We start from the raw sequence: 21,377 nt of genomic DNA, 5'->3' as shown, positions 1-21,377 counted from the left end.
AAACATACAAATAACAGGAGGATAGTGTCTGAATCCTCGGTTTTTTGCCGGCTCATACCGATGTTGGTGAAAATTGGCGGTTAATCAGACCCTCCCTAGTGGCCCGTTTATTCTACCTCTTGGGTTGTGGCTATTGACTACGAACCGATTTCTAATGGTTAGGTTTCTGTCAACCATTGAAGTGACTATAAAACGCAGTGCATTTCGAAGCCTATCTGATACCGATGCTGATTCGATTTCATTCCAAATAAATGCTAGTACGTTAAGTGTGCGTGGAAAGTAAAATCTGTGATACTTAGTAAGAGACACAAGGTGCAGGCCATCTTTATAAAACCGGTCTGCTTTCGGCAATTCGCTGGTCGGAACCCAGCATTCACTCTTACCACTTTCCAACTGATAGGCTTTTTTCCTGTCTTCTTGCGTGGCGCTTTTATTGAATCGACGACCGGCGTACTCGTAATTCAAATAAACCAGCTCCCTTCTTGGCTTTTTATATATTTCGCCTGTCTCGGGATCGCTAACGGTCGTGAATGCGCGATTCAGAGTCCGCTTTTTCAGTGACGTCCCACAATGAGGACAAGGAAACGGATTTTTCTGCTCCCCTTTATTGAGATCTACAGCACCATCCCAGTAATTAAATTCCTTAGAGCAGTTCGAGCAAATAAAAACATCGCTCCACACACAGTACTGAATCACTCCCTCCTGCCCATCTTCATTCACAGTTGTGAAATATTTCTTGAATTTTTCCGTAGCTAGTTCAAGAAGTCTCGCAAACTGCCTCTCAACATCTCTACCATGTAGCTCTGCATTAACATTAGACGCGATAAAGCCTGGTAATACCGAAAGATCTAACAGAATACTATGTCGCATACCTAAATTCGATTCTATTTCATTGTTAGACAATCGGACGCCGCATTCTCTCGCTGCAATCCCTGTCATGCCAGTACCACAGAATCCATCAAATACAATGTCACCTGGCTCGGTGTAATGCAGGATATATTGCCTGATAGCCTTTGGTGGGACCTTGGTGTGGTAGGAGTGCGCGTTGTAAATTGGGTCGTTTTTCCCCTCGCTCACATCGGCTGCAAAGGGCTCACGATGGTAATGATAATCTTTTGACCGCTCAGGTTTCTGCTTCTCCCACTCGGCGATGAAATCTGGGATCCACGGATTAGGGCATGCTGTGTAGTATGGCGGATCACTAAGATTCAAAATGTCTTCATCATTGCCAATGGGAAAGCCTTCGATCTTACGGAACTCTGGGTCTTGAAGCTTTTTTCTCAGTTCACCAGAAAAGTGGGCTTGGCGAGCCTCATCGCTTTCAAAAGTAATGCCAAGACAAGTCACTAGACCAGACGAATTTTGCTCAACCGACTGCTCTTGCTCAGAAAATAAGTCGTCCATATTCATAACTTGCCCCAATTATTTGCTAGCTGCGGAATCGCGTGCATTTTGCTCCTGAGCGTACTTCTTCATACCGTCCCGTAAAATTTCAAGGAAGGTGTGATTTCTACTTTCCGCGTCCGCCACGATAGCGTCAAAAGACACTACAAACGTAGGCGTTGGAACGATTCGCCCATCAGGATGTGGAGTGTCGTATTCTTGATAAAAGACACTGCCTTTGGAAAAGAGAGGAGCCCATTTTAATTGTCGCAAGCGAAGAGCCATCGTGTCATTCACCTGCATGACTGCGTAGTACCAAATTCTCTGGATATTAGGACAGTGCTCTACCAATTTTACAGCTCGATCAAGCAATTGATTGATCGCGTATATATTATCCTTCTCGTCATCGGTCTTTTTCTTGATCTCGACAACAACTACATCCACCGCCTTTGCGTCAGCTGGATCTGCAGAGAAAATCATTGCGATATCCGGTCTTCCATCCTCTGCCGTATACTCTCCACCGAGTCGTACTGCGTTGATAACAGAATCCATCCTTTTCTCGCTTAGAATCGTTTGAAAAACCATGAACTTGTCATCCAATAGCCAGGCGTTGTTCTGGTATAGCTCGGACGCGATTGATTCCTGACCAAATTCCTTATAGCGAGGGACAATTAGATTATGTATATCCGCTTCGGCGTTTTGATCCGACATTTCCTTCATGCGGCCTATAATTTTCTCTCGGTAAAGCACATATTCGGTCAGCGTTCGAGAGGACAATTCGAGTGATTTTTCGTAAGCAGCATCGCTAAGCGTTTCACATTGAAGAACTTCTTTCTGAACACGGAAAAATTTTTGCTGAGCAACGGTCAACGCGTCATCTTGGTCTATAAGCCCAACTGTATCTTGTTCAAAGTATCCCAATAGATGTGGAAACGTTTTTTCAAACTGAGCTTTGGTTTTTTCATTTCTTTCGTTAATGATCGGAATCTTTTCCGCTAGTACCCTGCCGAGCTCACGCGTCAAAAATCTATACAGACGAGCTTCCGGTATGCCTTCAGGAAGAACTAGTTTTTGACGTGAGGTATCTGAACTCGACTGAAAGATCTCAGACTCAAACAAAAACACGCATAGGTACCCGGCTGGAAACGATGAGGCTGGGAGAAGGTTGGCAGGTATAGTTCGCCCATCAATACTGAAAGCAGTGAGGCTGCTCCCCTTCCCTGTCACTTTCTCGATGTGATAAAGCATGTCTATAGATGTGATTGCGTCTAATGTGTCATCTTGAATTGTTACTTTGGCCATCGATGGCAAGTCGTCTTCCGTGACGGTTGTTTTATGAGGGAAGAACTCTTTTTGGGAATTACTCTCCCGGGTTGATAGGTCGATTTCTATCCGAAACGGCTTCCCCTCTCTTTTGCGAGCGGCAAACGTTGGAAGAAATTGCTCTATAATCCTAGACTTAAGTGCGTCGGGCTTCAGGTCTTCATAAGATTTAACCTTCTCCTTAACGAAGCCGGAAAACGTCAACGATGTCCTGCGGCCCTTCTTCTCCTCGACGGTCTCAATAGGGGCATTACCGTCAAAACCTTTTCTGAACGTGAAATGTCGATAGTTTGTTCCCCAAATACTGGATATTTCAACTCGCTCAAAATAGTTTAAAAACACAAGGCGGCCCAGGCCTTTATGAAATTTGTCCCTTGGTTTCAAAAGCATTTTGAATCGTTCAAAGTTCTCATCGGTAAAGCCGTCGCCGTTGTCCGTAATGGTTATCGTCAGGGTATCGGGCTTGTCGTACGCTTGCAGGTCGATCTCCATTACAATTTCAGTCGCACCAGCGTCCAGCGAATTCGCCAACGCCTCGAAATAGACCAGTGTCAACGAAGGATTGGGAAAAAACAGTCTTATCGCGCTAGATGCTTCAATTTCCATGAGATTTCTCGCCGGAGTCGTAACGGTCTAAAATGTTAAATTTCTTAGCTCGGGGCCGCCGCAGCATATTGTAGTTTTGCCAGTTGAGCCTGGCTCATAACTTGACGCTGCCGCACACAGCAAATGCCCCTGTGTTTGCCCTTCAATAAGGTTTTCAGGGCCGAGTGACGCCTTAAGTTTATGTTCCTGGATGGTCAAAGCGCGCAGTTACTCCAAAACCAGCCGAACCTTAGCTGGGTCCTTCCCTTTGGTGAGCTGATCAATGTATTCCTCGAAGCGCTTTTTCATTTCTGCGGGCGTGCCTGGGCCGTCTGTGACCTGCAGGGCCTGTTGTAGCTCCTGCGCATGGATAGTGACTTTGACCAGCCCAGATAAAACCTCCTTTAAGGCGTGGACGATATTACTGTCCAAGGGCACTGGCAGCTCCTTTGTCTTCATGAAGGCTTCCAGGGGCTCGCGGTCGTCGACTTTCAACAGATCCATATTGGCCTGGGTGATCGGGTCTTCCAGGTTACTGAGAATTGTCGAGGTCCAGGCTGCCACCATGGCATCGAGCTGGGTTTCCATCTGGTCGATCATCTGGGAGCCTGCCGCTGTATCGGTTTCCACCGAAGGCCGAAAATTGCAGTGCGGGCAGACAGGTGATGACTCAAGGTTTTGCTCGGTTAGTGCAAAACAGCTCTTTAATCCCGCCAACCGGTTCTGATAGTCGGTGAGTTGTTGCCTGGGCATCAGGTCGATACCGGCCAATTTGAGCAGAGTCTGCAACCGCTGGTCATTCAGCAGACCTGCCTTACGCTTGTCGTCGTTTACCCCCAGCCGAGCCTTGGTGTGAAGCCCAATATAGGCGACGATGTAGTTTTTTTTGAGGCTAGAGAGCTTGGCACCGATGTCCTGTGATTGGGCCGACAGCTTGGTCAGGTCCGCTTGTCTGAGCTCATCCAGCACATCCTGCCGGCTGGTCTTCATGCGATCCACCCAGTCATGGTCAGCCGGCAGCACCGTCTCGGCGCTGGAAAGCCAGAACGCCGTCTGACCATGTTCCATGACGAATTCGCGCAGGGCGTCCAGTTCGTCCAGAATCGTGGCGGCTTTTTCGTGGCTGACAACTTCTGACGCGCTGTAACGAAAGTTTTTCAGCTTGCCCGGTGAGGAGTAGGCCTGAAGCGATTCAAAGAAGGTCTTCGCCTCATCCAGTGCGCTAGCCTGACTGGCCAGATCAGTGCCCGAGAGTAGGTCCAGGCCCCAAAAAGAGAGCCCATCGCGCATCGTCTGCTGAGCCATAACAATGCGCTTGACGATCTGGTCCACGGCGTGTTGCAGATTTTGCACCGGTTCATCTTTGCCCTGAGTCACGAGTTGAGCCATGCCCGGTGTCATTCCGAGCAGCTCAAACAACGCCTTAAGCGCAGGCAGGTTCCATTCCTTGGGCTGCTCCAGGTGCTTGAACCGGACCAGTTCATCCATGCTCGCTGCGGCAAGCTGTTGCAGCCCGGTCGCGTCGAATTTCTTGCCCGGTATGGCTAGCACGATGTCACCGGAGTAAACCAATGCCGCCATGAGTACGACTGCCCACTCCGGCTCCAGGCGCGCGCCGCCCGGATTCATGTATTCAAGCCCGTGATCATCCTGAATGATCTCGCTGCGGTTCACCACCTGGCCATGGCCCTTAGCCTTGATAGCCTCAAGGATCAACTTAGTGTATTTCGATTTGTAAGGCTCAACCTTCTCCCCGTCCAGTAGTTCCAAGGCGTCTAGCACAGCGGTTGCCTGCCTGGTTCGGTTCTGCCCGGCAATGGCCCTTAAGGCGTCCTGAGCGGCCTGGGTGCGGTTACTACCCGTAATCAGCACCGAAAAAACCGGGTACTCCGGTGCCTGGTTCTCAAAGTTGGGGGCCAGGCAGAGGCCTGCAATGGTATTGACAAGGTCGCGGAAATTGATGGTTTCATGGGGCGAAAGGCCAGATAGGTCGCGAACAGATTTGCCCTTGGCCCATTCGGCAATCGATTTGGTGCGGCCCTGATAGGCGACTTCGAAGGCACTGGTCATGTGCTTTTGCAGCCACCGGACCAGTTCTTTCAAAAAGCCATTGGCTTTTGATTCATATGTGGCCTTGGCATGGCCGGACGATGTGGCCGCAAGGTCGAGGGCAGCTGCATAGCTTTTCAGTGCAGTCTGAAATACCTCGTCCGTGCCTTTCAGTCGGAAGAAAACCTCGTCATTGGCTTTATCGTCTTTGAAGCGAGGTGGGTCGTTGGGCTGGATAAAATAGAGATAAAAGTCCCTTTGCGGCACGGCCGTGGACCGTTCGTTGGGAGCTCCAAAAAAGAGATAGCCGGTACGGGCAGCTTTGCGTTCCTGCCAGACCAACTCATGCTGCCAGATTTTATAACCGGTGACGTGTGTTGGCGTATCCTGACACTCCATCACCCGTTTGAGCGCTTCGTAATAGAAACGATCGAGCTGGTTTTTCCCGAGCGCTTCAGCGCGTTTGTCAATCAGCGCGTCGAAATCGTCGGTCTTTTTCAGGTCCAAATAGAACTGGTGGTTATCTTTGTTCTCTGAAATAAACTGGCCACTGACTGCGCTGTGAATCTTGCGCAAAACGGTTTCTACATGGGTTTGCAGATCCTTATCAGGCTCGTCGCTACCCATTTCCGCAATCAGTGGTTCAAACAGACAGAGGCGATCACGCAGTTCTGCGGCCGACGCCCCGATGGGAGAATATATATCGCCGGTTGTGAGACGGTGTACCGATAGCGCATGAATCAAACGCAGTGCCATGGGTTGATAGCTTTTTGGTGTAAGCGCATTTTCGATGCGAGACTCCAAGACCTGACTGCACTCAATGACGGCCCGAATTTCGGGGATAGCGCGGAATGATGCATTCTGCTTGAGTGTGTTCCAGTAGCTGTCAAAGGCAATCAGGCCAGGTTCATCTGCTGGAACCTTTTTGTCCAGAACTCCCTTCATTCCCATGGATAGTGTTTTGAGCACTTCGCGTTTTTCCACGACAGTAACCCGCTCGAAGGTATCGATGTAATCCGGGTGTACTGGGAATAGACGGACGAATTCGTCCATGCGCTCGTTAAGGCCATCGTAGTATTTGGCAAAGGGCGTGAGATACTCGCGGATCTTGGCTTGCTGATCGACGGTCTTTTTAAGCAGGCGTTCGGCCACGACGAATTTGACGTCATTGCGTGCGATAAGGATCTGCTCGAAGCGATCCTTAACCCTGCGGATACTGTCAGAAACAAAGGCAAAACGTGGGCTATCGAAGATCGCTTCCTGGACACCTGCCAGGAAGCGGAACCGCAGATCTTTACAGACCTCGCCCACTTCACGGAGGAAGTTCAGGTCGAGGATCAGCTCTTGATCCTTCCGTGTGCGCAGGTAGTCAAGGAGCTCATCGACGACCAGAAGCAAACCATGCTCGGGGTAGACATCACCGAACTTGGTCATCATATCTTCAAAAGCGCGTTTGTGGCTGGTAATGGTGTCTGCTTCTGGGAAAACGTACTCGACACCGAGTTTTTCCAGGTTTTCCTCCAGCTCTGCCACCAGAATGTCCCGGAGGGACATAGTCGTGGCGCCGATCTCCGTGCGGACGACTTTGAAGCGGCCAGCGATCTGCATTGCGGCGGCACGAACTTCTTCGTTATTCAGCCCGTCAACCAAAGAAGCGTCTGCTGCCAGACTGGAGACCACTGACATCAAATGCGATTTACCGGTGCCGTAGTTACCCACGACCAGTAATCCTTTGTTATCCACCGGGTGCTCAAACTGCATCTGTGGAATGACAAGCTGCGTGAGCCGTTCAGCCATCTCTTCTGAAATAACATAAGTATTCACCAGCTGAAGTGCGGCAGTTGATTTATCTGCGTCACGCAGCTGAACGACCGACTCAATGGGGTCGAACTGAATAAGTTCCCCGTACTTCATGCTTGCCCTGCCTCTGTATTGTTTCTTTTTTCATCGATTGTGGCCGCTCCATCCATACCCACTGTAAGAACATCAACCGAATCATAGCTGCGATATTCAGGGTGATCCGGTTCAGCGTACGTAAGTCGTCCTGATGTGACCGCTCCATTCCATGACGCCACCACCGTATGGTTCCTCGCTATACTCTGGAGCAAACGCAAAGGATCTTGCTTGAGCTCCTTGTCAAACAAGATCTCGAGGTTATCTAAAACCACGGGGGCATTAGCCTGGTCCGCAATCTCATCAAGGATGCCAGGCAATCGCAAAGCTCGCTGCTTTGTCGTCAGTTCAAGCAGTTCGCTTGAGAGCGCCAAATTCACGTTAATGACAGAGGTTCCGAGCTCCTCCGCGACATCCCTAAGCACACTGGTCTTACCGGAGCCTGTCTCGCCGACCAACAGCACCAGGTGATGGTATAGGCCTTCGGCCGCTTGCAGTGATCGATTTATTTTGCTGCTTATTCGTTCGGCCATAATCATCTTTTACTGCTCGGATTCTGGCTTGGAGGGGTGCTCTGCGGCTCCGCCCGCCTTCACCCACTCATCTACTTCCACTTTTTTAAACTTCCAAAAGCGCCCCATGCGGTGGGCGGGCATTGAGTGTTTCTCTATCCAGCGGTACACAGTGTCGTTGCTGACACCCAGATGCTTACCGATTTCCTCTACGGATAACCAGCGGTCGTCCATCTCGGCCATATTTTCGCTTCCTATGGGCGATGGGTTGCCACCTCACCAGAGGCGACGCGGTCTCTTGGGCGGAGCAGCCCAAGACAAGTTGACCCTTCAATATATATGGGCGCCACTATGCTTACAACCGATTTGACCCGTATAGACCTGCAAAGACGGGCAAGTATAGCCGCACGAGATTACCGCTTTTAGCGACACAGTTCCGAGAACAAATCCCGAGATAATGGAATGTCAGGCTTCTTTGACCCATTAAGGAGCTTTTCAAATCATCTAGAAGGCATTTACTGATTCGCAAAATGAAACCAAGATTTTGGCCGAGATCCGAATGCAGTTAGTGGATCCACCTCTCGCACAAGAGAAAATTGCTAAAATCTCTACAGAAGTGGCAAGGGATTTGGTGCAATGCAGTCAGAATCGGACGATAGCAGGCTCGCGCAAGACCGGGAGGACCTTTTCCACCTTGTGTGGTCCATGCCCAGTGAGCAGGTAGCGGCAAATCTGGGAATTTCAGGTCCTGCGCTCACGAAACGATGCACCAAGCTTGGTATTCCCAAGCCACCTCGTGGCTACTGGGCCAGATTCAAGGGTAATCCAGATCGCCCTATTCCACCGATGACTGCGTACATGGATGTGGTGAGGGCTCGACTAAAGCAAAAAACTATCCACCCTGGACTTCATTTATCAGAGCGGAAAAAAGAACTGTTCGAAAAGGCTGCTCAAACTGTCCTGGGCCAGAACTCCGAGTTGGGACGATTCGAGTTTAAGGGATCAATGCTCACGCAAATCGAGCCCCCACTAGCTTCTGCAGTTTTGACCACGGCAATTAAGCGCTTTGAAGAGTTCCTACCAAACACACCATTTGTTTCTGCAAGACAGGTTGCCGCCGGCCTATTGGATGCTCTTTTGCCATTGGTCGCCAAGCATGTATTGGTATTCCCGAAATCTGAAAAATACAGCCATCGGACCGAGAATGAATTCGTAGTGGTCCGCGTTTCCGAGGAACTACTACGGCACCTTGCCAATGCCAAGCGATTAGTTGATGAGCTGCAGCTGGCCTATTCAGCAATCCCTCTGAACAAATCAGAGTATTGTCAGAGCGTTCGGTATATCTTTTCGCCGAAATCGTATTGGATCGCCAAAGCCGATCTTTGCGTGTCGGGAGCACATGCTTGGCTCCGGATTGAGCAACAATCACCCGCCGAGGTCTATGAGACGGATCAGGTTCCAATTGATCACCTGGGCCCGCTATCTTTTTTACCTGAACGGCAGCGCACTACTCACATCGACCCAGAGGTTCGAATATACCGAGAAGACTGGAATCTACTACAGACACTACTGGAGGCTGAAGATATGCATACACTCAGCTCCTCTGTCGTGTACGACCTTCTGGATTCCGACTTACACCAGAAGTTGGCGCGTGCTATGAAGATTTGGTGGCCCAGCGAACAATTCCAGGCGCTGCAGCTACTGCAAGACGGGTTGGCCTCTGCCGAACAAAAAATCGAGCAATGGGAATCAGAACTTGAAGTTGCCAAACAGCGAGTTTGTGAAAAGATCCTTGGTGTTCGCCGCGGGGATATTTTGCAGGTTATGCAGCAAGGAAAACCCGGGCGTATCCAAGTCGAAAGACTGGATGTGTTCAAGTATGAACACAACGTGACCTTTATGGCTCATGGCAAGCTGTTCAGAAAAGACGGGATGATCGGAAAGCGAAATGAAACATTGTATTTGTCGGTGCCAAGATCTGTCGCTCGTCAACTGACCGGCTATAAAGAGCCACCTCCCTCATCTCCGCAACAAGCCCCACGAACCTACCCATACTGGAAATGGAATTGGCGACGCTGAGGGTGTACCGCCAGTGAACCCATGGGTACACCCCGTCCGATATCCAAACCCAGCATCTGCCACACCGGTGTACCTGTAGGTTCACTGGGGGTACACCGCTTCCTTCCAACTCAAACTCTCTTCTAAAGTTGGTGTACCTGCAGGTTCACCAGCGGTGCACTATCTCTGAATTGGCCGAAATCGCAGAAATTACCGCTGTACCCACAGGTGCACTAGCGGTTCACTCTTTTACCTAACATATCGCGCCATCTGCCCTTCAATGAAGCCTAAGTCATGCTAACTAACCCTGCCTCTCAGATGTTTATAAAACAGGTTTGGGAGCACAACGCGGATCCCAAATCAGATTCGCCAGGCAAGCATGGCTCCCACATCTCAGAGTGATTAAACAAATTCGAGATTTGGGAATTGGGTAAAGTATCCAAATCAGATACGCAGGCCGTGGCACCGATCCAAATCAGGCGACATGTCAAATGATGGAATCTGCCTGATTTGGATTTGAATGAAATTCCCAAAACGGCAGAAAGGTTGGAATTTATGGTTTCAATCGAGTGGTAAAAATAGCTCTACGTAAGCCCACCGAATATCAATCCGCAAAAAAACAGATTTTTCCTCCAACTGCGCTGCCGACGATTTATCTCCGCGTCTGTAAATTTCAAAGGGTCCCGATGGGACGATTCAAACAACCAATGAACGGAGATATGAAATGAGCAAGAAACCTTCAAGCAAGCCCATGACCGCCGCAGATGTGGCAAGGATCCAGAGCGCCACTGCCAAGCAATCTGGCGGTGGAGTTAGTAAGGATTCGTTTGTCGCCAGGGCTCAGAGGACTGTTGCAAAAAAGGATTCTAAATAGGCATTACAAGAGGGCGGGCCTTGTGCCCGCTCTCTTGTTGCGGGAGAGTACGATGAAACGAGTAAGCAGCGATAAGGATATAAATCAGTTGATTAAAGAGCTACTTCAGAACGGCTGGCGATATCAGTCTGGCAAAAAGCACGGGAAAATCGAACTACCTGGAGTAGGCAAAGTGGTTATTCCGACGAGCCCCAGCGACCGACGGACCCTACAGATTCTCATTCGAGATATTCGTCAACTTGAGCGCAGGGAGGCGACTCTTGCATAGCACTCCTGCCTATCCGAACCACCTCGAGATCATCAGGTCACTTGCACGAGCGTTTGACACAAAGGGATCTGATAAGTGGATTGATGACCATGCCGGTAAATGGGATTTTGATTATAGAGCCATTCCCGTCGCAACCGACAAGGTAGTCTATGAACCGCTATCACGATACATCGGAGAGGATTTTGGGCGAGATGTGGCCGCCAAGTTAACCGCCTTCTGCAAAGCATACAGCTTGTTTGTTTCGAACCTGAGCCTAGAGGGAATTTCTCGCACAGAAGCTTTGAGAATTCTCTCGAGTCACCTATTCAGCTCGTTTGGAGCTGAAGCTTTGAGAAGCGCAAGCAATAACCTCGACGGTCCATCCCCAGAACAGTTTATGACGCCTGGAAAGCAAGCCATTGCAACTTTGTTCGAATGGTTCGAGTTATCGGTACCTGGCTGGGACGATTTCTATGGCCAACTCAGCAAAGAAGTGAAAGACCGCATGCGACGGTGGCAAACGGGCACACAGCTTCCTGCTCTGAGTTCGCTCAGCGCCCTCTTTTCTAAACAAGATGCTGGCAAATTCTTCGATGAAATACAGAGAACTCGATTGCGAGCGCTGCTCGTTACAGCGCGAGCCGTTGATTATTACCGAACTCTGACTTTTGGAGAGGTTGCAATCGAACGGACACAGGGTCGCCCTCCTGCAAACCCTCAAGATATCCACTCTCGAATTGTTGATGAGTGCTTGTTAAAAGCTCCCCAATTCAAGCCGATCGCGAAGCTGAATACGATGCTCGCAACACTACTGAATCCTGGTCGTGAAAAGGCATCCACGGATCAAGCTTTCACCCAACAGCTACTCACGCATTTTAAGATCTTTTTGCAAAAGGTTGCCCCCTCAGGCTCGCTCTCCTACTGTCAAAGCTGGCATGAAGCGCGCTGGCTCACCCTCTCAGGAAAATTGGATCGTGCCGCTGAGGCTTACCAGAGAGCGTTTGAGCAGTCTTATTTTCATGCAGGGCCAAATCAGGGCCTAATTATCCAAGAGGCCCTGGCCGTAGCGGCAATACTCCCATCCCCCCCTAAGACATTTCTCAGGCAACTTCGAAATGCGCAGGTAGTGCTGGGGCTCGAAGTACCCCTGGATCTCGGCGACAGAACCGCTGTGTCGTCACGATACGACAAACATCTTGAAAACTGGTTCATCCCTCAGTATCGCGGACATTTTCCAAGGATATTTCCTTCTGATGGTGCGTTCCCCGGAACAGAATACCCGCAGCAGGAGCCAGACTTCCTCGGGTCGATTCTTGTAACTGATGAGGACCTTGCCAAGAAACCCTCCACCAATGATCCAAATCGGAAGATAAAAATCGGCCAGCTTCGCCAGAAACGACTACCCCAACTTACCTATTTCGTATGGAGGGAAAACGCAGACGCTGTAGAAAAACTTCTGGACGCTGGCGCCAACGTGAATCAATTGTCCGATGCGGGCGACTCAGCATTATTGCAGGCTATGCAGTTGCTAGATGTCACTACCCCGAACCAAAAGCCAGGTGATGATTCGTTTTTCACTTTGCTGAGTGAAAAGCCACACGAGCCAGAAGTTTTGAATGCGACTACGCAGAAGAAGCGCCTATCCCTGCTAACAGCCGCTATCAATACCAACAGGCTCGATGTGCTGCGAAAATTACTTGATATGGGTTGCGCGCCAGATTCCAGAGCCGGCATCGAGCTGAGCACACCCCTGTACTACTGCATTCAAAAAATTGGATTGGTAAAGGGCAAGAGTGAGGTCTTAAAACAGATAACACAGGTACCCCAAGATCAGGTGCTACTTGAAAGCATCCGGCGATATACCTCAGGGAGTCTTGGTATGACACTCGAAGCCCAGCGGCAGTATCTGGAACGAGTCGCCTCCAACCCCAGGTATAACAGCATCCACCAAGCGGCCGGAAAAATTCTGGTTGAAACAGAGCGAAAGTCGTTTGACCTGGATGTTTTGCGGGCTATGGCCGGACTGCTCATCGAGCAGGGAGCAGACACCAACGCAGAACAGAATTACCCCATTCCAGGCTATACCCCCCTTATGCTTGCAATTGAAAGTGATGAACTAGACCTAGTAAACAGAATGGTCAGCGCCGGTGGAATCCTTGAGAAGACGTACCTTGATCAAAATTCAGGAAAATGGGTGACGCCTTTGCAAATCGCCACTGAGTTCCAAGCCCACTCAGTACTCAAGGAGGTGTTCGGCAAAGGATAGGCCTCGCAGCTAACGATTTGGCTCATCGCCAAAATCCATGCCCTGACACAACAAACCGCTATTACTTGTGCAAAACGACGGCAATTTTCCGCGGTCGTTTTGCACTTGCTCCTCCCGAAAAAAACGTAGAGTAATCTCAATGTCTGATCAGAAGTGCCTCTCAAACAGCACGCTTTTGGGGATCAGATGCGTCCAAACCAGTAAGTTCGGGAGATTGCCATGCGTCTGGTATCGATTGAGGATTTTATAAAGGTCGTTTTTGAATACGACAGCACGCCACCTGCCCCATCAACTATTCGTCGGCTTTGTGCTGCGAAAGACGAGTTCGGACTGGCAGTTATCCCGGGTGCCTTTAAATTGGGGAAAGCCTGGAAAATTGACCTGGACGGGTATTTTCGGGAGATGGAGCGTCGGGTGTCCGGATCGGACGCTGCAGAAGACGCCTTTATCCATGACTTGGCAAATAAACTAGCTTCCTAACATGGCACCAAGATACCGCTCTGAAAAACACTCATCGCTGCACAGATACCCTGGCCTCTATCAGAGCGAGGACGGTGTCTACTTCGTTATCCATCCCATTACGAAAAAACGCGGCACCCTGGACACCAGGGACAGGAATCAAGCGATCCGACTGTGGTCAATGCTTAACCATAGGTGGGAGGCCGAAGTCCAAGAACGGAAAACCAACGCCCTGGCTGAAAAATTGGATAGCCTCTCGATACCAGCAAGCAAGGGGGATCACATCCTGCTCCAGGACTACCTGAAGAAATGGAGAACGGAGGTCCTCGGTCATCAAATAAAGGGCAAGAGCATAGTTTGGTCGGAGTGCCGAGTCCTATCCCTACGAGGACCGAATAAAGGCGCCCCTATCGCTAAACCAACCCGAGTTGATTACGCGAGCGATGCCCGGCAGTTGGAGCAGAGCGACGATGCAAAATTCCCGCTTTCTGATCCGCAAATCCTTCGCAAGATTCGCAAACTGCTTTCCCCATGGCTGCCGATGCCGACCCATTACAACGGTCTCAAAAACACGTTGAACCGGGTGTTCCTCCATGCGGTTCAGGAAGGTCTCATTGACCGAAATCCGATGATCGATATACGTAAAGCCGCCGAAGAAAAACGCCAAGTTCTCATCCCTGATGAGGCCTACCGGAAGATAACTGAACACCTGTGCGTCCATCGTCATAACAAGCGAGATATGGACGGCACGTGGCGTGCGAAGATTTGCGATCTCATTTACATGATGAGTCAGCAGCCAATTGACGTTTTCAATTTGAAGGAAAGCCAAGGTGAGCTCTATGACAAACCCATCGATCGCGGGGACTATTTCGCCTACGGAGTGATCCGCTTTGCTCGCCACAAAACTAAAATCGGCATCGAACTCGAGATGAACGAGGATCTTGCCGATCTGTGGAAGTGGTTTGTGGAGTTCAAGCGGAAGGAGGCCATCATAAGCGAATACCTCCTAGTATACCCACGCTACTTCGATAAGCGCTCCAGAGCTCAACAAGTAAAACACAGAACTATGCAGGCCGCCTGGCGAGATGCCTGCAAGGCAGCAGGCTATGGAGGCATGTACCACCTCAGAGACCTCCGCAAGAAAGGACTGACCGAAGAATTCCTGAGCCAAGGAGAAAACGACAAAGGCGGACATGAAACGCAGGCCATGCGGAATCATTATCGGTTGATCAAGCCGCCTAAGCGGGCGAGGACAACGATCAGATTTGAGCGGGAACAGAAACTTTCTGAGTGAGTTAGATAAAACCGAAAAATCTCCAACGGACCTGATTGCTATAGAACTTCTACTGAGAGTACACTCATTGTGTACACGGATAGGGTGAGAATTATGCAAACGATCAATGTTCGAGAAACTCGGGAAAAGCTCTCAAATCTTCTGGACGCTGTGGCCGCAGGAGAAGAGGTTGTAATTCTGCGTCACGGTAAACCTGCTGCACGCCTAACCGCGGCCTTGCCCGAAAAGATTCAGTTTCCAAACCGTTCGGAACTCAGGGCATCTCTGCCCCCCGTCCGGGAAAGCTCTGCTCAGGCGGTGCGGGAACTCAGAGACGAAGAGCGCTATTAATGTTGTACTTCGATACCAGCGCCGTTCTCCCCTACTACCGACAAGAGCACGCCAGCGATCGTGTTCAGGTATTGCTTGAATCACAGACCGAGCCGGTTCTTATCAGTCATCTGACTGAAGTTGAGGTGGCAAGCGCACTGGCCCGGTGGGTTCGGATGGGAGAGCTCAGCGAACCCCAGGCGAACCGGATCGAAAGTGCATTCCACGATGATGTCAGCCATGGGCGCTTCAGCCTGTGCCCCATTGAAACGGCCCACTATAAACGGGCCAGCCACTGGATTGGCACCAGGAAGACAAGCTTGAGAACGTTGGATGCACTTCATTTGGCATGCGCAGAACATCACCAGGCTCAACTTATCAGTGAGGATGAAGCGTTGGTGAACGCGGCGGTTTTCTTTGGCATCGACGCCCGCCTTGCTTCGAAGGGCGACTAAACACCATGGCTAGCCCAAAACACCTCACTCGAACACTTTATGAGCAATGGGAAACTGTCGAGGCACTGGTTCGGGCCACCCGGGAGATGCCGGCGTTCTCCGAGGAACAGGTTCTTGCTGCCATTCGCCAGGCTCAACCGGCCCTGGACGACGTTCAAGTCAGGGAGGCCCTACGTAGGCTTTTGGGAAGTGGCGTAATGGAGACTCAAAGCCGCTCTGAAAGCTTCGTGGTCAATGCCCATGTACTTGAGTTTGTCCGTGGCCTGACGCATGAACACGAACTAGGACTGTCATCAGTCATTCAGGCGCGCATCGAAGCAATTCGTGGCGCGACAGAGACCCTCACCGCGGGTATCGAAGACGGAGATACCGGTCAGCAGACTCAAGCCATTAACCAACTATCTACCCTGTTCAGAGATATTGCCCGCCAGCTCGAGCAGGACCGCCATGCGATTGCCGAGCTGGCCGAGCAAGCAAAATCAGCAGACACCCGGGCTCCCATTGCAAAACGCTACAAGTCCGTCCTCGACGCGTACGACCAATATGTAGAACCGATGAACGAGATGATGGATTCCGGACCTTCCGGCATTTTCTACCATCACCTCGCCGCAGCGGAAGACGCCCTCGACCTCGGATACAATCGCCTGAATACCAAAGGCGCACTCTACAGCCACCTCAACCGTCTCCGGCACGTTGGTTATCAGGCCAAGGAACTGCGACGACTGGGGCGAATCACGGCTCAGCAATGTGCTGAAATTCTGTTGCCCCTCCGAGAAGAGGCACGCCAACACAACAATCTTTCCTCAGCTATCAGCCGGTTGTTGGGACAGGTTCGCAAAAAAGGGCTCAACCGCACCTTTCGCAAACGCCAGGATCAGTCTTGGCTGCCGGTGTGGCGCGTGAATCAAAGCCGCAGTGTGTCTGTAGGCGACGAAATAAAAACAATCATGGCGGAAGCGAGGAACTTTGAGCCTTTTGAACGGGAGTTCCCGGGCGAAGTCGATGCGGCACCCATAACCATTGCTGAGTGGATTGACGAAGAACAGCTCCGGCAACAGTTGTTAAAGGACCTCCCGGTCGGCAACCTTTTGGAGTGGCTGAAGCACCACTACCCCTCCCTGCCTGACCAGGTTCTTCTGCGGCTCTATCATGACCTGGCACGAGAGGACCTATGGGAGATGGAGCTGGAAGCGCAGCCTACAATATCCGCCCTTTCCCTGATTTCAGTGCACTACTGGCCCTACCGTCTGACACAACCGGTGAATAAAACTCGTGAGTAATACCAGCCAATTCCAACAAATCGCTAGCAACCTGCCAAACCTGGCCCATCTTTTTCGGTGGTTCAACCGGGGCCGGCATCTCAACCGGATCTCAGAACCAGTATTGTGGGAAGAGCTTGAACGCAACCTCGACGATTATGTGGCCATTTTTACCGCACTGGGTTTTGACCTTCGCCTTGATGGCCGGGGCTTCGCCTGGTTCCATCAGGACGACGGCAGCAGCAATACAAACAAAGCCACCCGGCAACTGGCCCTGTTGTTCATGGTCATCTTTGATACTCAAGCGGATGCCGGCATTCCGCTGATGAAATTCGAGCATTGGCGAATCGATCAAACCCTGCTGACAACGGTTTTCGAGCAACACCAGGACTTGCTGAAGGTAGAAGAGCTGGATCTGTCCGGCCTGGCGAGCCTGATGAGAACCGCAGAAAACTTCGGCTTTGCCCGTTACGATAGCGGAGCCTGGCAGCTGTTGCCTGCTGTGTGTCGTTACCTGGATCATTACGAAGAACTGGCCAGCCAGGTGGATCAGGATGAAGATGTTTCCTGGGCTAGCGATCAGGATGACGAGGATAATTACCTATGAGTTCCGATTACGGCTTCCAGCAGCTGGTACTTCTCAACAGCGCCGGCTATGAGCGCGCAGAGCTCCCTCTGGATGAGTCAGTTTCTCTCATTGCCCCCAACAATACTGGCAAGACCAGCCTGATTAATGCCCTGCAATATCTGCTGATTATCGACAAGCGGCACCTGGATTTTGGTGCCCACGACAAAGACAAAGCGAGACGTTTCTACTTCCCATCCAATAGCAGCTATATCCTGCTAGAAGTCACTTTACCTGAAGCTGGCTCTGTGGTGCTGGGATGTGTGGGCAAGGGCTTTAGTCATGACTACGCCTATTTTGCCTATCGGGGCCCTCTGAAAATTGAGGAGTACAGGCTGGCCAATGGCAAGCTGGTGACGCAGCCACAGCTGTTGGAGCAGCTGGCTCATCACGGGCGAACGGCCAATTTCTACTCATCGACTGAGTTTGCCGAAATGGTCTACGGCGGTGCCCGAAAGCGGGGACAGTCCAGCTCCGAATTTACCATTTTCCGGCTAGAGAACCGCAAGGATGCAAACGCCTACCGTCAGGTTCTTACCCGCACCCTACGTCTCGACAAACTCAGTTCCGGCGAAGTAAAACGCCACCTGCTGCAGATCTTCAGCCGTCTGTTGCCGGACTCCGTGGTGGATTTCAAACATGAATGGGATAAGGCTTTTGCCGAGGTGAACCAGGATCGGGAACAATACCGGGCCGCCAAAAACCAGCAAACTCAGATTGACGACCTGGAACGCCAGCAGGACGAACGACTCGCCACCAGAGGCCGAATCATTGCCCGCCGACCGCTCATCGACGATGGCCTGCAACGCTGGCAGAACCATTACCAGAAAGAAAGCGAAAGCCTCCAGCATCAGCATGGGAAATTGCACAAGCAGGAAGCAGAATTGCTTCAGAGGGACAGGGAGCAGACCCGCCGCCAGAGTGAGCTCAATCAGCAGTTGGAGGCACTGAACAAGGACGAGCAGCGCCGTGACGAACTGGAGAACCGGTTCGCGCTGGTCAATGACCGCAGCCAGCTTGAGCAGCAACTTGCTAGTGCCACCGCAGAACGCGACCGTCAGATTGCTTTACTCGCCAATGCCCATGGGCAGTCTGCGACCGCCACTGATCATCAATTGCGGCGGGAGGAGCAGGAGCTATCAGCACTGCGCAAGGAACAGGAAACACTCTCGGACAATCTTTATCTCACACTTAAACAGCACCTCTCCGAAGAGCAGATCAGTATTCTCAACCGAGGGCTCAACCGCCAACTGCTTACCTTGCCGCCTGGGGACTATCAACTGGATTCGGGCCAGCTGCGCCAATGGCTGCAGGAAATGCGCGAAGATCGGTTTCAACTACCCGGGCTGAATCTGTCTGTTGAACACCAAGCGCCGCAGTATGAACAGCGATCAGACGAAGAGATTGCCCAACTGATTGAGGATTGCCAAGACCGGCACCGGCAATTGCAGGAACAAAAGGCCGCCACCGAAGAATTGGGCACTCAGAAGAAGCGCAAGGTAGAACTGGAGCAGGAAGTAAAACGCCTGGAAAAGGACCTGGAACAGTTTGACGAACTGGCTCAACTTCAGAAATCGCGCCCGGATCGCCTGAAAGCAATGGAGGCAACCAATCAAGAGCTGGCAGAGATAGAGCACGCTCAGAAACAGGCGGGTGCCCAGCAACAGACGCTCAGGGAGCAGATCCAGGAAGTCGCCAAGCAGCGGCAAGCACTGGATACCGCTCACCAGGAGATAGATCGTATCCGCCAGAACCGTGGCGACACCGACGAGCAGTTCAACTGGCTTGCTGACCTGCCCTATACCCCCTGGGTTGGCAACCCGGAGCTACCGCTCGACCAACTGGCGCAAACGCTGCGTAACTATCAGCAGGACTGCTATCAGTTAAAAGAACTGGACCGGGATCTGCAGCACCGACGCATCACGCTGCATAGCGGTGGCCTGACGAAATTCCAGTATGCCCCCAACCCGGAAGAGGAAATCCGGTTGATGGTAGAGTTCCGCCATCATCTGGCCCGAGAGGCAGAAGCCCTGGAAAAGAAAGCCCGCAGTGCCGTGGTCACTGTGACGGCCAGCCTCAGGGATCTTCGGGACAACCTGCAGTCATTCCAAAACGCCATGCATGAATTCAACCGTCTGATCAGCCGCAGGAAACTGTCGGATCTCAAGGTCTTCCGCATTCAGCCGGTTCACGAGAATCACCTTGTCGAAGCGATCGACTTGTTGATCCAAACGGCAGAAAAAGTGGAGTCTGGCGAATCCTTCGAGCTCTTCAACCAATCCAGCGTACTGGACGATCGACAGCTGGACCAAGCCCGCCAGTTACTGATCGACGAAGGTAGCGCTCGACAAGGGCTGAAGGTTGCCGATTTGTTTCGCCTCACTTTCGAGCTGGGCAAAGAAAACCAGGACGTAGAAAGCTTTGACGACATCGACAGCGCAGCTTCCAACGGTACCGTGCTCATGGCCAAGTTGGTGACCGGCCTGGCCATGCTCCACCTGATGCAGGATAAGAGCCGTAATGTTCAAGCCCTTTGCTACCTGGACGAAGCCCTGGCGCTGGATGCTGCAAACCAGAGAAGTTTGATCAAAACCGCTTCCGAATTCGGATTCGCTCTTATGTTCGCTTCCCCTTCACCGTTGATTACCGCTCATTACTGCGTCCCTATCCAACAGTTGAGCAACGGAAAAAACCACATCAGCCGCAAGCACTGGCAGATTCTGCAGCCGCTTGAAGCTGTCGAGGTATGAGCTTTCATCAATGAACAGGTCACTCAGAGAAGCATTGATTAAACTTGAGGATTCCGATGGAGAATGTCTTGGATCACGGTTCACCCCCTCACAGAAGCGCGTTCTTGAGGAGTTTCTCGGCAGAACCGCATGTGTCACCAAGCTGCGTCGGGGCAATGGCTTCGTTTATCGCGTCAGCAACTCACCGGTTTTTGAGCAACACCTTCGGGAGTTGCGGCCCGATGTAAATTCAGCCAACCAGGCGGATCCAGTTCGGGCACAAAACCTCGCGCTTACCCGGTCCACCAAAGGTCGAAAGAGTTCACACGCAGCTTCTTACCGACTACTGAAGGCAACAATACCGGGCGTAATCTGGAATCGTGATGGAGAGTTGCTCGACCTATGGCAGCTGACATCCATCGCCGGCGCCCTCGCCATCGATATCAGCCAGAATGAAACGCCTCTGGCCACCGACAGCCCCTTGTGGCTGGTGGAGAACCAGGGGTTGCTGGATGACACCAGCTGGGTGCCCGAAGACTTGCACGGATCTGTACTCTATTATCAGGGCCAGCTCAGTGAACGACTGATAGAGTGGCTATGCGGGAAAAAACGAAGTCCACGGATTCTCATGTTTCCAGACTACGATGGCGTCGGACTAGAGAACTATGCCCGCCTGCGCAAAGCGCTGGGTGAGGACGCCGAACTATGGCTAATGCCTGACTGGAAACGCAAACTGGAGCGCTATGGCAATTCTGAGGTATGGCGAAATAATCTTAAATATGTAGCCAATGCCGAGGAAAGTTTAAATTTGGATCAGGAACCGGATGAGGTGCTGGAGCTGATTGAGGCGCTTAAGCTGAGCGGTAAGGCGTTAGAGCAAGAGGCTGTGTTTTTGGTCACAACAGACAACTAATCACGCTTGCTCAAGATGCCCTGCACATTCACTTGTCCGCTCTTATGCCACGGATTGAAGCGGATAATATTTTGGGTTTAATTTGGATATTTTTTGGGTGAGAAAATCAACTAAATGGGGATAAAGTAATTTGTTGATTTTAAA

The 21,377-nt window shown here is 51.2% G+C and carries 15 protein-coding genes; 10 read left to right on the top strand and 5 right to left on the bottom strand.

Features of this window, described 5'->3' with window-relative positions; genetic code table 11:
- Positions 1 to 84: 84 nt before the first annotated feature.
- From ACESMW_RS02930 to ACESMW_RS02910, 5 genes are all read right to left on the bottom strand, one after another.
- Positions 85 to 1,410, bottom strand: a complete 1,326-nt coding sequence (locus ACESMW_RS02930; protein ID WP_372985584.1) for a DNA methyltransferase — start codon at positions 1,408 to 1,410, stop codon at positions 85 to 87.
- 12 nt (positions 1,411 to 1,422) lie between these two features.
- Positions 1,423 to 3,312 carry an ATP-binding protein gene (locus ACESMW_RS02925; RefSeq protein ID WP_372985583.1) on the bottom strand — a complete coding sequence of 630 codons (1,890 nt, stop codon included), beginning with the start codon at positions 3,310 to 3,312 and terminating at the stop codon, positions 1,423 to 1,425.
- A 207-nt stretch (positions 3,313 to 3,519) separates the two neighbouring features.
- The gene (locus ACESMW_RS02920; protein WP_372985582.1) at positions 3,520 to 7,254 is read right to left on the bottom strand and encodes a DUF6079 family protein; all 3,735 of its coding nucleotides are present in this window, start codon (positions 7,252 to 7,254) and stop codon (positions 3,520 to 3,522) included.
- A complete protein-coding gene (gene brxF / locus ACESMW_RS02915; RefSeq protein WP_372985581.1) occupies positions 7,251 to 7,772 on the bottom strand; it encodes a BREX-3 system P-loop-containing protein BrxF in 522 nt (173 codons plus the stop codon). Before brxF ends, ACESMW_RS02920 begins: the two co-directional genes overlap by 4 nt.
- A gap of 3 nt (positions 7,773 to 7,775) precedes the next feature.
- Positions 7,776 to 7,988 (bottom strand): helix-turn-helix domain-containing protein, encoded by a 213-nt coding sequence (locus tag ACESMW_RS02910; RefSeq protein ID WP_372985580.1) that lies wholly within the window; start codon positions 7,986 to 7,988, stop codon positions 7,776 to 7,778.
- A 462-nt stretch (positions 7,989 to 8,450) separates the two neighbouring features.
- Here ACESMW_RS02910 and ACESMW_RS02905 point away from each other — a divergent pair, with 462 nt between their 5' ends.
- The 10 genes from ACESMW_RS02905 to ACESMW_RS02860 all read left to right on the top strand — a co-directional run bounded on the left by ACESMW_RS02905 (position 8,451) and on the right by ACESMW_RS02860 (position 21,233).
- The gene (locus ACESMW_RS02905) at positions 8,451 to 9,824 is read left to right on the top strand and encodes a hypothetical protein (protein ID WP_372985579.1); all 1,374 of its coding nucleotides are present in this window, start codon (positions 8,451 to 8,453) and stop codon (positions 9,822 to 9,824) included.
- Between the two features lie 1,113 nt (positions 9,825 to 10,937).
- Positions 10,938 to 13,190, top strand: coding sequence for a hypothetical protein (locus tag ACESMW_RS02900; protein ID WP_372985578.1), 2,253 nt, complete (start codon positions 10,938 to 10,940; stop codon positions 13,188 to 13,190).
- Between the two features lie 219 nt (positions 13,191 to 13,409).
- A complete protein-coding gene (locus tag ACESMW_RS02895; RefSeq protein WP_372985577.1) occupies positions 13,410 to 13,670 on the top strand; it encodes a hypothetical protein in 261 nt (86 codons plus the stop codon).
- Position 13,671: 1 nt separating this feature from the next.
- On the top strand, positions 13,672 to 14,943 hold the full coding sequence (locus ACESMW_RS02890) for a hypothetical protein (RefSeq protein WP_372985576.1): 1,272 nt from the start codon (positions 13,672 to 13,674) through the stop codon (positions 14,941 to 14,943).
- A 93-nt stretch (positions 14,944 to 15,036) separates the two neighbouring features.
- Positions 15,037 to 15,273: a type II toxin-antitoxin system Phd/YefM family antitoxin gene (locus tag ACESMW_RS02885; protein ID WP_041333254.1), complete on the top strand. Its 237-nt coding sequence runs from the start codon at positions 15,037 to 15,039 to the stop codon at positions 15,271 to 15,273.
- Entirely contained in the window at positions 15,273 to 15,707 is a 435-nt protein-coding gene (locus ACESMW_RS02880; RefSeq protein WP_091848200.1) for a type II toxin-antitoxin system VapC family toxin, read from the top strand. The genes ACESMW_RS02885 and ACESMW_RS02880 overlap by 1 nt, the downstream gene beginning before the upstream one ends.
- A gap of 5 nt (positions 15,708 to 15,712) precedes the next feature.
- Positions 15,713 to 16,987 carry a hypothetical protein gene (locus ACESMW_RS02875; RefSeq protein ID WP_372985575.1) on the top strand — a complete coding sequence of 425 codons (1,275 nt, stop codon included), beginning with the start codon at positions 15,713 to 15,715 and terminating at the stop codon, positions 16,985 to 16,987.
- Positions 16,980 to 17,573, top strand: a complete 594-nt coding sequence (locus ACESMW_RS02870) for a condensin complex protein MksE (RefSeq protein WP_372985574.1) — start codon at positions 16,980 to 16,982, stop codon at positions 17,571 to 17,573. The genes ACESMW_RS02875 and ACESMW_RS02870 overlap by 8 nt, the downstream gene beginning before the upstream one ends.
- On the top strand, positions 17,570 to 20,341 hold the full coding sequence (locus ACESMW_RS02865) for a hypothetical protein (protein WP_372985573.1): 2,772 nt from the start codon (positions 17,570 to 17,572) through the stop codon (positions 20,339 to 20,341). The genes ACESMW_RS02870 and ACESMW_RS02865 overlap by 4 nt, the downstream gene beginning before the upstream one ends.
- 10 nt (positions 20,342 to 20,351) lie before the next feature.
- Complete coding sequence (locus ACESMW_RS02860; RefSeq protein ID WP_348135636.1) at positions 20,352 to 21,233, top strand: hypothetical protein; 882 nt, start codon at positions 20,352 to 20,354, stop codon at positions 21,231 to 21,233.
- Positions 21,234 to 21,377 lie beyond the last annotated feature (144 nt).

It is taken from the genome of Marinobacter sp. (genome assembly GCF_041690455.1).
In the GTDB taxonomy this organism is placed as follows: domain Bacteria; phylum Pseudomonadota; class Gammaproteobacteria; order Pseudomonadales; family Oleiphilaceae; genus Marinobacter.
Note: the sequence above shows the minus strand (reverse complement) of the source record. Positions and strands in the feature narration are given on the sequence as shown.